The following is a 13,024-nucleotide window of genomic DNA, read 5'->3' as shown; positions in this document are numbered from 1 at the left end:
TTTAAAAGGCTATAACTGGTACAGATTTTAAATCCGTAATTAATAAAGTCAGGATTGCAAATCCCGACTAAAAAAAATGTTTATGATTTTACTCAAAAAACTGTCGCTTTCCGTTGCTTTTGCCGCCATGGCAATTGTTGTTCATGCCCAAAATAAACAGGGTGTTTATGTAGATGCATCGGGTGTAATCCGTTGGGAGAAAGACCATAAAGAAGCCGCTTTTTTCGGTACAAACTATACCGCACCCTTTGCTTACGGTAACAGGGCCATTGTAAGGATGGGTGTAACTGCCGAACAAGCGATAAAAGATGATGTATATCATTTTTCGCGTTTGGGTTTGGATGCCTTCCGTGTACATGTTTGGGACCAGGAAATATCGGATGCTGAAGGAAACCTGATCAATAATGAACATTTGCGCCTTTTCGATTTTCTGCTGGCCGAACTTAAAAAACGTAAAATTAAAACTTTGGTTACGCCAATTGCTTTTTGGGGAAACGGATATCCGGAGAAGGATGAAAAAACAGGCAGTTTTGCTAATAAATATGGTAAAGATAAATCGGTAGTAAGCGAAGAAGCTTTTAAAGCACAGGAAAATTACCTGAAACAGTTCTTTAAACATAAAAATCCTTACACGGGTTTAACCTATCAGCAGGATGTTGATATTTTGGCTGCAGAAATCAATAACGAACCTCATCACAGCGGGCCAAAAGAAAGAGCTACGGAATATGTAAACCGCATGACCTCCGCCATAAAAAGTGTCGGCTGGACTAAACCTATTTTCTATAATATCAGCGAATCGCCCTGGTATGCCGATGCCATTGTAAAGGCAAATGTTCAGGGACATACCTTCCAATGGTACCCAACAGGCTTGGTTGCCGGCCATACGCTGCAAGGCAATTACCTGCCCAATGTAGCAAAGTACAAAATTCCTTTCGATACCATTCCCACGTTTAAAAACCGCGCTAAAGCGGTGTACGAATTTGATGCGGGTGATGTAATGGCGCCGATCATGTATCCGGCAATGGCCAGAAGTTTCAGGGCAGCTGGTTTTCAATGGGCCACGCAATTTGCCTACGATCCCATGGCAACTGCTTATGCCAATACCGAATATCAAACCCATTATTTAAACCTGGCTTATACACCTTCAAAAGCAATTAGTATGTTAATTGCTTCAAAGGTTTTTCATCAAACATTACGTTTAGATACGTTAAATAATGGCAATTCCTTAGGCCCGTTCAAAATTGATTATAAAAATTCACTGAGCGAAATGAATACTGCCGAAGAATTTTATTACACTAATTCCACCTCTTCGAAAATAATTAATGCCAAAAAACTAAAACATATTGCGGGGGTTGGAAGCTCAAAAATTGTTCAATATGATGGTAGGGGAGCTTACTTTATCGATCAGGTGGCTGCCGGAGTATGGCGTTTGGAAGTGATGCCTGATGCGGTTCAGATCAGGGATCCTTTTGAAAAAGCTTCGCCTGAAAAAGAAGTTACACGGATCATTTGGTCTACCTTGCCAATGGATATCGATCTGCCCGATTTAGGCTCCAATTTTACAATTATGGGCTTAAATCAAGGTAATACGGTTAATTCGGCAGCTGTTAAAAATGGGTTTAATGTTTCTCCCGGAACTTATCTGTTGGTAAAGAAAAACCAGAAAACCAATCTAAATGCGCAAAGCAGTTATCAGAATATTACCTTGGGCGAATTTGTTGCCCCCAAAGCTTCAAAAGGAGATGTATTTGTTAAACATCAGCCTTTAAGAGCAATTTCGGCAGGTATAGCCATTCAGCTCCAGGCAGAAATTACAGGCCTAACCGCAAAAGATTCTGCTTTTATTCAATTTAATGGCGCAAACCGCTGGCAAAATATTCCTTTACAAAAAAAACGGGAGTACGAATATGCCGCTACAATTCCTGCTGAACTGGTTAAAGATGGTTTACTAAAATACCAGATTATTATCCATAAGGCTAATGGGGATTACATTACTTTTCCGGGCCGTGTAAATGGAAATCCAAATGCATGGGATAAGCTCGAACCCGAAAGCTACCAGACTTATGTTGCAGCTAAAAATGCCAGGGTAGAAATCTTCAATGCAGCTTTAGATGGGGAAAACAGTAATATTTATAATCCAGATTGGGGAAATAGTAAAATAGAATACGTTTCAGATGAAAATCCATCTGTTTTAAGTATGAAGCTATCTATTAATATACCTAAAAGTATCCAACTGATGGGTTTTCAAAGCTTTTTCGTTGATAAAATGACTGGAAGAGCTTCGGAACTGAATAATTTGAGCAAAATGGTCATCAAAATAAAGGCAAATATCGAAAACACTAAAGTTAAGATGGGCTTAATTGATACCGATGCCCATTTCTTCTCCACCGAAATCCTTGCGGGAAAAGATTTTCAACTGATCGAAATTCCATTAAATCAGCTTAAAAATGATGCGCAATTATTGCTTCCGCGTCCTTATCCTGGCTTTTTGCCACTTTATTATCAATCACCAAACAAAGCTGCATTCGACTTAAAAAATGCCGAAAAGCTCGAAATTACTTTTGGTTATGGGGCTAGTCCCAAACCAATCAATATTGCTATCGAATCTATTTATTTAAAATAACCGTCAATTACATGTTCCGATTGAAGAAAATACTTTTTACCATTTTTATGGTTAGCCTTGCTTATTTAAATGCCGCTGCCCAAAGAACCGAAATCCTGTTAGATGAAGGCTGGAAATTCTCAAAAGGAAATTTCCCAAATGCTGCCGAAGCTGGTTTTAATGATTCGCGTTGGGAAACCGTAACTGTTCCACATGATTGGGCCATTAGCGGGCCATTTGATAAAGAAATAGATAAACAGGTAACCGCAATTACCCAAAATGGAGAAACCAAAGCCAGTGAGAAAACAGGTAGAACCGGAGCTTTGCCTTATATCGGTGAAGGTTGGTACAGGAAAAAGCTCAGTCTTCCGGCACTTAAACCAAACCAAAAAGTTTTGCTGCAAATTGATGGTGCCATGAGCGAACCACGTGTTTACCTCAATGGAAAACTGGTTGGCCAATGGAACTATGGTTACAATTACTTTTATATCGATATTACCAATGACCTAAAAGCGAATGCTAATTTATTGGCCGTTCACCTGAAGAATATGGCAAAATCGTCGCGTTGGTACCCGGGAGCAGGTTTGTACCGTAACATACATTTAATTATTAAAGAAGAAAAAAGCATCGATCAATGGGGGATCACTGTTACTACGCCAATTGTTAAAAGAGAATTTGCCAAAGTAAACATCAAAACTAAATTAACCGGTAAAGGTATGCGTTTGGTTACGCAGATTTTAGATAGTTTGGGTAAGCAGGTGGCTATTGATACTGCAAAGGGTATTTTTGGGAATGAGGCTGATCAGAATTTAGAAATCAATAACCCTGTTCTCTGGAGTCCGGAGCGCCCATATTTGTATACCGCAGTATCGAGTGTTTATGAAGGAAATGTATTGAAAGATGTCGTAAAAACAAGATTAGGGGTCAGAACAATCAATTTCAGCCCGGGCATCGGCTTTAGTTTGAACGGTAAAGTAAGAAAATTTAAAGGTGTTTGTTTACACCACGACCTTGGGCCGCTTGGAACGGCCATTAATACAGCTGCATTAAGAAGGCAACTTACCATCTTAAAAGAAATGGGTTGCGATGCCATCCGTAGTTCGCACAATATGCCTTCACCAGAGCAACTGGAATTGTGTGATGAAATGGGTTTTATGTTCCTTGCCGAAAGTTTTGATGAATGGGCGAAAGCCAAGGTAGAAAATGGTTACCACCTGTATTTTAATACCGATGCTGAAAAAGACATTGTAAACCTGGTGCAGGCGAATAAAAACCACCCTTGTATCGTAATGTGGAGTTCGGGGAACGAAGTGCCGGATCAGTTTGGTGGCGAAGGAGTTAAGAGAGCCAAATGGTTGCAGGAAATCTTCCACCGCGAAGATCCAACACGTCCGGTTACTGTTGGCATGGATCAGGTGAAGGCAACAATGCAATCAGGTTTTGGGGCGCTGATGGATATTCCCGGATTAAATTATCGGGTACATCTTTACGAGGAAGCCAATAAAGTTTTTCCGCAGGGATTTATTTTGGGATCAGAAACCGCATCAACCGTAAGCTCAAGGGGGATCTATAAATTTCCTGTTGTAAAAGGTTTTGATAAACAGTATCCCGATTTTCAATCCTCTTCTTACGACCTGGAATATTGCAGCTGGTCTAATGTTCCTGACGATGATTTTGTAATGCAGGATGATAAACCATGGGTGATCGGGGAGTTTGTTTGGACAGGTTTTGATTATCTTGGCGAACCCACACCTTACGATAACAGCTGGCCATCAAGAAGTTCATATTTTGGAATCTCTGATCTTGCAGGTTTACCTAAAGACCGTTATTACCTGTACAGAAGTCGCTGGAATAAAACAGCACCCACGCTTCACTTACTTCCACACTGGAACTGGGAGGGAAGAGAAGGCCAAACCACGCCCGTTTTTGTGTACACCAGTTACGATAGCGCCGAACTTTTCTTAAACGGAAAAAGTTTAGGGGTGCGGAAAAAAGATAAATCAAGCCCGCAGAACCGTTACCGGTTGATGTGGATGGATGTTAAATATGAGCCAGGGACTTTAAAAGTAGTAGCCCTTGATGGCAACGGAAAGCCAGTGGCAGAAGAAAAGATCACTACAGCGGGTAAACCCTATAAAATTGTATTAACGCCAGATAAAAAACAAATTAGCGCTGATGGCAAAGATTTATCTTTCGTAACGGTATCAGTTGTTGATAAAAATGGAATACCCTGCCCAACAGCAACCAATGCTTTAAATTTTGAAGTAAAAGGAGCTGGTGCATTCAAAGCAGTTTGTAATGGCGATGCCACTTCATTAGAATCTTTTGTAAAACCAACCATGAAATTGTTCAGCGGAAAGCTGGTAGTGGTGGTTCAATCGGGCAAAAAAGATGGTACAATTCAATTGAGTGTGAAAGGAAAAGGATTGCAAACCGGAAATGTAGAAATTGTTTCAGTGAAGTAATCAGGAGTTAATTGGTCGCGTCATTCCCAGCCCGACTGGGAATCTTAATGCTTTAATAAGGTGATTAGATGGTAAGTGGCATTAGGATTCCTGCCTGCACGGGAATGACGATGAAGGGTAGAATTTAGCCATTAATTAAAGATTCTTCATTGTATTTTATATCAACAGTAAATACATGTAGAATTGTATAGGTACTGTTACATTTTAATCTTATCTGGAATAATTTTTTAAATTAGCATATATTCATAAAAACCCTGATAAGCTTATGGAAAATCTAAAAGAAGAAACCAAAATCAAAGCTTTCCTCACCAGGATAAAAGCAGAGTGGCCGGGAGTGGTGGAGCGCTTTGAATTTAAAACAGGCAGTGTAATTTATGTTCATTTAAAAGAAGGAATATCCAGCATGGATTTTCTGGGCAAACTCTCCCGTAAAGTAGAGCGATTTGTTGATTTCAGCATGCCAATTATCCTTTATCACATTGAAAGTGATGGAATGAATTTAAGATCGCATCCCATCAATTGGTATTCTTCACTTAAGTAGAGAGATTCAATTTAATATTTTCAAATTTTGCTGTTTTAAATCTTTTTTTGCCGTAAACTCAATTTTGTTTGCCAGTAATTTTGGTTTTTGGGTTTTAATCCTATTTTTGAATTTTAATTTAAAAACATCCAGTATAATGAAAAACGGAACAGTAAAATTTTTTAACTCAGAAAAAGGCTTTGGCTTCATTAAAGAAGAAAACGGATCTGAGATTTTTGTGCATGCATCAGGCCTGATTGACGAAATCAGAGAAAATGATACAGTTGAATACGAAGTTCAAGAAGGCAAAAAAGGCCTTAATGCAGTGAAAGTAAGAGTTGTTTAATTCTTCCCCAAAAGATTTTGAGCAGGATTTAGTCCTGCTTTTTTTTTGTCCAAAATTCAGTATCCTGTTATTTAAATCAAATGATTTATTTACTGAACAAAAAGGCTGAAAAAATTTCTTTCTCATTTCTAGCCAATTACCGTTTTAAACTATTTTAACTGCGTATTACATCGTTGTTTTGTGGATTGGATTTTTATTTTTGCTATTGTCGATCTACTCGGCCGGAACTAAACAAATTAAGATTTTTTGCAACTTTCTATTTTTTCAATTCAGGAACCTGTTATCAGCAACAAACCTCTTGATCGGGGCACTTTTATGGCCGCGGCACAGTTTGTAATGGCGTTAAACTTTGAAGCCGAATTTGAGCTTTTAAGTTTATCGGCGATGAACACGCAGATGGGTACCGCAAAAAAGGGCGGACTCATATTTGTACGCAATGGCAAATTGAAAATGCATCCCGAAATTTATGATCATTTATCGTTAATATCCATATCTTCTATATGTGCAGGGAGCGTTTATTACCATGGTCTTGATAAAATTGAGGCTGAAATTGTAAATCTACCTTACAGCGACGGACTTTTAGATCTTGAAGGAGCAGAAGAAGATTATATGGCCTTTAAACGTTTGTGCAGTCCCGTTTCGAGGTTTTTTCTGTTACAGGCCAAAAAAGTGCAATGGTCGGCAATTCTATCCACTTTTAGGTTTTTTATGATGGAAGGTATATGGGAAGTGGTAAGCTATGTGGCAAAAGCATTAAATCAGGCTGATGCCGATGTACTTTCTTGCACTCAACTTTTAGAAAAGATGCAAAACGAAGAATGGTATCCTCAATTTCGTAGTTCCCTTAAAACATTTCATATTTCAAGGTACCCGTTAAGTAAAGTTGGACTTGAGTCGGAACTACCCGAAATGGCTTAAATTATTTCAGGTAATTTTCCAATAACGTACTAATCTCTTCACCGAGGGCTCTATTACCCATGTTATTAAGCTTTTGTTGCGAAGAATTGTGCTTTTCGATATATGTAGCCTCTGTTTTATTGAATTTAAGATAACCCTGCTCAAAATAACGTTCTTCAATTTCAGTAGAAGAATCCATCGATCTGAACCATAATTTAATCAAAGAACCTGTAAGCTTATCATAATAAAGCCAGTGGTAAGTTGCTTCTGCATCTGCATTGTCGGGCAGATCGAGACGTTGGATTTCTAGGATAGCGGTATCGATATTTTGAAAAAAATATAAGGTTTTGTATTTGGACGACATCCGGCAAAAATAAGACTTAATTTTTTATCACAAAAGAGATTTTTGCTGTTTAGATTTAATATTTTTTGGTTTAAACGAATTCGTCTTTCCGCCTGTGTCTATCGTGTGGACACAATTAATTATAATATTCTTCTACTGCTCTGTGCCGCGAGGGCATAGTACTTTGGAGCGCCAAAGTACCCAAAGCGCATTGTCAATCCAGCAAGGGGCCTTTTACACATACCCCATACACATCAAAAAAACAGTGGCACTTTGTTTTGTTTGTTAGTACAAGGTTAATGATGTTTGCAAATATGAAACACAAAACCACTGCGTTTGAGGTTTGGAAGTGCGATTTGTACTGTTGTACAACTGTTTTTTTGATTTACCAGCCCTTGGGATTGACGGCGTCATTCGGTAAGGTCTGTATTATTTCAAAGCAAGCTAGCATAGCGCCTTAGATGATGACTAAGAAGATGTGTCCACACGATAGGCGCAGGCGGGAATCTTAATGCAAATAAGGAGTTTATTAATAAGTTCAAAGATTTCTCCATTTCGCTGCGCTCCATCCGATAGCTAATCATTGGCTGGCGAGCCACCAGCCAGAGAACTTATTAATGTTATCGTTTTTAATTCGACTCCTAGGTTGGTGGCGCACCAACATCAACGTATTGTAACTAAATAATCAATTGGCTGGCGATCTACCACAGGAGAACATTTTAATGCTTATCTCCCTTAATTACTTTAAACAAATGTAAAACCTGTGGAAAAAGCGCATCCATACTTTCCTCAGCACCACTTTTTGATCCAGGGAAGGTTAATACCAATGTTTGGCCTATAAAACCTGCTACACCGCGCGAAAGCATGGCGTAGGACATGCGCTCCTGTCCGTAACGCCTTGCAGTTTCCATAATACCTTCAATATTGCGGTCAATTAAAGGTGCAATAGCTTCTGGTGTTACATCGCGGGGCGAGAGTCCGGTACCACCAGTAAAGATAACCAGTTGAAAACCCGCTTTATTTAATTCGATAGCCTTAATTCTAATTGCATCGATTTCATCCGGAACGATTTCATATTTCTGTGTATTAATTCCCCATTGCTCTAAACGCGAAATAATGGCTTTGCCGGAAGTATCCTGTGCTTTATTTCCGAATACTGAATCCGAACATACGACTACAGCGGCTTTTATTTCAGGGAATTTTACATTTTTAAGGTCAGATTTTCCGCCAGATTTTTTTAGTAACCTGATGTGCTCGATCTCCACACCCTTATCAATAGGTTTCAACATATCATACATGGTTAAAGCTGTAACCGAAGCACCATGCATGGCTTCAACTTCTACTCCTGTTTTGTAAATGGTGTGTACTTCAACGGTAATAATGATGGTTAAACCCTCAATTTGGTAAGTAATGGCTGTATATTCGATTGGTAGGGGATGGCAATCAGGAATTACATCACTGGTTTTTTTTACGCCGAATAATCCTGCTGCACGTGCAAATTCAAAAACATCTCCCTTGGGTATTTTACGTTGTTCAATGGCATCGATGGTTTCCTGCTTCGATACTTTTACCGTAGCGGTGGCAATGGCGATGCGCAGCGTGTTGGATTTTTTGGTGATGTTTACCATGTTATGTATTTTCTTTCCACTGATGTGTTTCGTCTTCGAATATTTCTTTGCCCCAAATTGGTAATTCGGCTTTTAAACGGTCTACTACTTCCGTACAGGCTTCCATTGCAGGTTTTCGGTGCGCTGAAGAGGTGAAAACAAAAAGGCAGATCTCGCCTGTTTTAACTGTACCTAAACTGTGGTAAATGTGCATACAGTTGAGCGGGTATTTTTCGAAAATGCTTTCCCTGATCTGGTGCATTTTTTCGAGGGCAAGTTCTTCATAAGCAGTATACTCAATCGCAGCAACAAATTTGGCATCAATCTCATCTTTTCTCACCTGACCCATAAAAATACTATGGCCCCCAATAGCGGTTTTGCTGCTGTGCTTTGCAATGCTGTCGGCTATAAAAGCAGGCTCAATTGGCCCGTTAACAAATATGTTTTTTATCGTTTTTTCGCTCATCTTAGGATTTGAGAAAATGATCTCTCCATTTTACAATACCACCTTTTAAACTATAGATTTTTTTGGCATCACCGTATTTTTCTTGCAATGCCTCTGCGGCAGCAACACTTCTAATGCCGTGCTGACAGATTAAAACCACGTGTTTTTGGTAAAATTCTTTATTTAAGAATGCTCCAAACTCCGACATGGGTACCTGTGTGTAAATCTGTTTATCCAGTACCGGAACTTCGTGTTTTTCGCGCACATCGATTAAAATGGTAGATTCTGACTGTTGCAGTTTTACCAGTTCGCTGGCATCAATTTCTATATATCCCTGTGGTCCTTCGCTGGTATCCTGATAATCCATATTTAAAAATTCATCAACCGTTTTGGGTAATGTATAACCGTTTCCGTGACTGATATTGATGGTATATTGTTCTTGTGTAAGTAAGTTATAATTTAATATTTTGTTGGTGAGCGGCTGACCGATTTTAGCAATCAGTTTAATAATTTCTGCTGCCGCCATAGTACCTAAAATACCCGGTAGTACACCGATAATACCATTTTCTGCACAGTTCGGTATTTCTCCTTTATTGGGTGGCACGGGGAAAAGATCGCGGTAATTGGTACTCGGCCTTAAGTGATCGGGTGTATTGAATATGGCCAACTGACCTTCAAAACCTGAAACTGCAGCAAATATAAGCGGTTTATTAAGCAGTGCACAGGCATCGTTGATCAGATACCTCGATTCGAAATTATCGGTACCATCCAGGATAAAATCGTATCTGGATACAATATCGAGGATATTGTTTTTTTGTAAACGTATCGGATGACGGATGATCCCGATCTGGGTATTCATTTCCTGGAGGCGCTTTGCTGCGACCTCCACTTTTAACTTTCCGATATCTGCGGTGGTGTACAGGATCTGCCTGTGCAGGTTGGATAACGAAATGGTATCATCATCTACAATTCCAATATGGCCAATGCCCGCTGCTGCAAGGTATTGCAGCAGCGGGCAGCCCAAACCACCCGCACCAATAACCAATACTTTTGCCCTTAAAAGCTGTTGTTGTGCTTCCTCCCCGAATCCTTTCAGGATAATTTGTCTGTTATATCGCTCTGCACTCATATCATTTAACCACCAGAAAAAGGGGGCATAATGGCTATAACAGCCTTTTTTGTGATTTCGGTATTCTCCTGAACAATGTTTTTGTTAAGGGCAAGTTTGTATTTCATGCCTTTTAAAGCAGGAAATTGATTTTCGATGTATCGTTTAAAGGTTTCAGTATCGGTGATTCCGGCGATATCAATTTTTTGATGCTTGATAAATTCAGTAATCTGGCCAAAACTGATGATTTCGATTTCCATGCTGCTAATTTACCTGTAAGATGCTAATTTTACTCAATCCTTTTACAAATCTTCTTCCCGTAGCGAAATCACTTGGTGTAATCATGGCAATATTTCCTTTTTCGGCCTTTGCCGGGTCGGTATCATAGCTTTTTAATACTAATATCTGGTTTCCGGTTGAAGAATTGAAAATCTCATTCCACGAATACACCACTTTATAATTATCCGTTGCGGTAAAAACGAGGTAATATTCGCTCAATGTTTTGGGCGAATTGGCATCAATTTCTACTTTGGCCAAAATATCTTTTAAAAGCACGCCTTTAATGTTTTTAATGCTGCTTTTACGCTGCATCAGGTGGTTAAAAATAGTCATACTATCCAAATTAACGGATTTATAGCTGCTTAAATTGTCTAAAGTAACGGTTAATGGTGCTTTAACCTTTCCTTCTATGGTAAATTGTTTGCTTTCCTGAGCTTTTGCGCTAAAACCAAAAAATAATAGTGCGATGATCGTAAATTTCATATTATGCATGTGTAAATAGTAATTTATAAGCAGCCAATGCCAATACACAGGCCAAAACATTTTTTAAAACGGTTTGAGGGAATTTTAAGGCACCAAAATAAGCTCCACAGATGCCACCAGCAAATGCAACTCCCACATAAGCGAGCATGTGGCTGTTAAATTCAAAGCCTTTAATCAATTGGCCACCTAAACCTGCCACAGAATTTACGAAGATAAAAGCCGCACTGATGGCTGCTGTTTGTTTCTGATCGGTCCATTTTAAGAGTAGCAGCACCGGCGAAAGGATAATTCCACCACCAATACCGATCATACCCGAAAGCAGGCCAATAATACCGCCAATAGCCAGCGATAAAGGAATATTTGAAGGTTTAAGATCTTTTGGATCGGTGTTTTTGAAAAAGAAAAAACGGATTACGGGGATGAGTAAAAGCACACCCAAAATCTTTTTATAAATGGAACTTTCAATCGCCATCATACCGCCAATAAAAGAGAGTGGGATAGAGGCAAGGGCAAAAGGCCAAAAGGTTTTCCATTTAAAATGCCCGCCACGGTAAAACTGGATAAAAGATGTAGAAGAAACAAAAAGATTAAGCAATAATGCCGTTGGTTTCATAATGGCTGGCGAAATGGCAAAAATGGCCATTAACGCCAGATAACCGCTGGCACCGCCGTGCCCCACAGAGGCATATAAAAAGGCAACGATAAAAAGTAAACAGTAAAATAGGATAAAACTTTCTTGCATGGTTTAGTTTGGTAAAATAATTACAGTTATGGTGTCGCCTTTTTCGAAATGTTCCTGTGTTTCGTTGAGGCAGATAAGGCAATTAGACTGCGCAAATGAACTTAAACGGTACGATTCCTGCGCACCAAGAGGTGTAACTTTTCCATTTTCATACTTCCCTTTTAGGAAATGTGATAAACCTGCAGGCTTTGTATAGGGGTGTGTAAGTTCTGCTTCTACTTCAATTACACTGTTTGTTTTTTGAGATAATGTTTTAACAGCCGGCAATACGTAATTGTAATAGCAGCTTAATACCGATGATGGGTTTCCCGGAAGTCCGAAAATTAATTTTTCACCATGTGTTCCAAAAAACAGTGGTTTGCCTGGTTTCTGTTTTACCTTATGGAAGATCTGTTTAACACCGCAATGGGCCGCTGCTTCGATCACGAAATCGTAATCGCCTACACTAACGCCACCTGTAAGTAAAACTACATCGCTGTTTGTTATTGCTGTTTGCAATACTTTTATAAGGATTTCGAGATCGTCGTCAGCTTCGTAAATATTGACCTGATTTATGCCTTCGTGTTTTAGCGCGGCAGAAAGTGAATAGGAATTCGATTCGTAAACCTGACCGAATGCCAGGGGCATGCCTGGTTTTTGCAATTCTTTTCCGGTTACAATAATCGATATTTTGGGCATAGGGTAAACTGTTACTTCGTTTACACCAATACCAGCGAGGAAACCTATGGCGGCAGGACTAAGCAAACTGCCTTTTTCCATGGCCAATGCCCCGGCTTTAATTTCTGAACCTTTATCCCGTGTATTTAAACCCAATTTTAAGTTAGGATCCTGTAGGGTGATTGTTCCATCCAAACGTGTTATTTTTTCCTGCATTACCACGGTATCGGCACCTTGGGGTAATGGGGCACCAGTAAAAATCCTGCTCGTTTCTCCGTTTTGGATGGTGATGTTTTTAGCCGTTCCTGCGGCCATTTCGCCAACTAAAATGAGCGTTTTTTTATGATCTTCAAATTTTAAGGCATAACCATCCATAGAAGATTGGCAAAAGGCCGGAATATCGAATCTGGCATAAACATCGGCCGCCAAAGTATGACCGGCTGCTTTTGAAAGGTCGATATTAATTGGATTTAAAGGACTGATATGTTGAGAAATGAGGTTTTTTGCTTCTTTAACGCTGATCATGAAAA

General features: G+C 39.4%; 13 protein-coding genes. 5 read left to right on the top strand and 8 right to left on the bottom strand.

Annotated features, from left to right (window positions below):
- The first annotated feature begins 82 nt into the window (after positions 1-82).
- The 5 genes from H9L23_RS13835 to H9L23_RS13815 all read left to right on the top strand — a co-directional run bounded on the left by H9L23_RS13835 (position 83) and on the right by H9L23_RS13815 (position 6,851).
- The gene (locus tag H9L23_RS13835; protein ID WP_187590971.1) at positions 83-2,623 is read left to right on the top strand and encodes a membrane or secreted protein; all 2,541 of its coding nucleotides are present in this window, start codon (positions 83-85) and stop codon (positions 2,621-2,623) included.
- Positions 2,624-2,643: 20 nt separating this feature from the next.
- Entirely contained in the window at positions 2,644-5,067 is a 2,424-nt protein-coding gene (locus H9L23_RS13830) for a DUF4982 domain-containing protein (protein WP_449426755.1), read from the top strand.
- 265 nt (positions 5,068-5,332) lie between these two features.
- A complete protein-coding gene (locus H9L23_RS13825) occupies positions 5,333-5,608 on the top strand; it encodes a hypothetical protein (RefSeq protein ID WP_187590969.1) in 276 nt (91 codons plus the stop codon).
- A 136-nt stretch (positions 5,609-5,744) separates the two neighbouring features.
- Positions 5,745-5,933: a cold-shock protein gene (locus H9L23_RS13820; protein WP_090503206.1), complete on the top strand. Its 189-nt coding sequence runs from the start codon at positions 5,745-5,747 to the stop codon at positions 5,931-5,933.
- A 246-nt stretch (positions 5,934-6,179) separates the two neighbouring features.
- Complete coding sequence (locus H9L23_RS13815) at positions 6,180-6,851, top strand: hypothetical protein (RefSeq protein ID WP_187590968.1); 672 nt, start codon at positions 6,180-6,182, stop codon at positions 6,849-6,851.
- 1 nt (position 6,852) lies between these two features.
- Here the strand turns inward: H9L23_RS13815 and H9L23_RS13810 are convergent, their stop codons facing one another.
- From H9L23_RS13810 to H9L23_RS13775, 8 genes are all read right to left on the bottom strand, one after another.
- Complete coding sequence (locus tag H9L23_RS13810) at positions 6,853-7,194, bottom strand: hypothetical protein (RefSeq protein ID WP_187590967.1); 342 nt, start codon at positions 7,192-7,194, stop codon at positions 6,853-6,855.
- Between the two features lie 698 nt (positions 7,195-7,892).
- The gene (gene moaCB / locus H9L23_RS13805) at positions 7,893-8,801 is read right to left on the bottom strand and encodes a bifunctional molybdenum cofactor biosynthesis protein MoaC/MoaB (RefSeq protein ID WP_187590966.1); all 909 of its coding nucleotides are present in this window, start codon (positions 8,799-8,801) and stop codon (positions 7,893-7,895) included.
- A gap of 1 nt (position 8,802) precedes the next feature.
- Entirely contained in the window at positions 8,803-9,246 is a 444-nt protein-coding gene (locus H9L23_RS13800; RefSeq protein ID WP_187590965.1) for a molybdenum cofactor biosynthesis protein MoaE, read from the bottom strand.
- Between the two features lies 1 nt (position 9,247).
- Positions 9,248-10,354, bottom strand: coding sequence for a ThiF family adenylyltransferase (locus tag H9L23_RS13795; protein ID WP_187590964.1), 1,107 nt, complete (start codon positions 10,352-10,354; stop codon positions 9,248-9,250).
- Positions 10,355-10,359: 5 nt separating this feature from the next.
- On the bottom strand, positions 10,360-10,593 hold the full coding sequence (locus H9L23_RS13790; RefSeq protein ID WP_187590963.1) for a MoaD/ThiS family protein: 234 nt from the start codon (positions 10,591-10,593) through the stop codon (positions 10,360-10,362).
- A 4-nt stretch (positions 10,594-10,597) separates the two neighbouring features.
- Positions 10,598-11,095: a molybdopterin-binding protein gene (locus H9L23_RS13785; RefSeq protein ID WP_187590962.1), complete on the bottom strand. Its 498-nt coding sequence runs from the start codon at positions 11,093-11,095 to the stop codon at positions 10,598-10,600.
- 1 nt (position 11,096) lies between these two features.
- Positions 11,097-11,837: a sulfite exporter TauE/SafE family protein gene (locus H9L23_RS13780; protein WP_187590961.1), complete on the bottom strand. Its 741-nt coding sequence runs from the start codon at positions 11,835-11,837 to the stop codon at positions 11,097-11,099.
- 3 nt (positions 11,838-11,840) lie between these two features.
- Entirely contained in the window at positions 11,841-13,019 is a 1,179-nt protein-coding gene (locus H9L23_RS13775) for a molybdopterin molybdotransferase MoeA (RefSeq protein ID WP_187590960.1), read from the bottom strand.
- Positions 13,020-13,024: the final 5 nt, after the last annotated feature.

It is taken from the genome of Pedobacter roseus (genome assembly GCF_014395225.1).
GTDB classification, from domain to species: Bacteria; Bacteroidota; Bacteroidia; order Sphingobacteriales; family Sphingobacteriaceae; genus Pedobacter; species Pedobacter roseus.
This window is presented reverse-complemented; position numbering and strand designations above follow the sequence as displayed.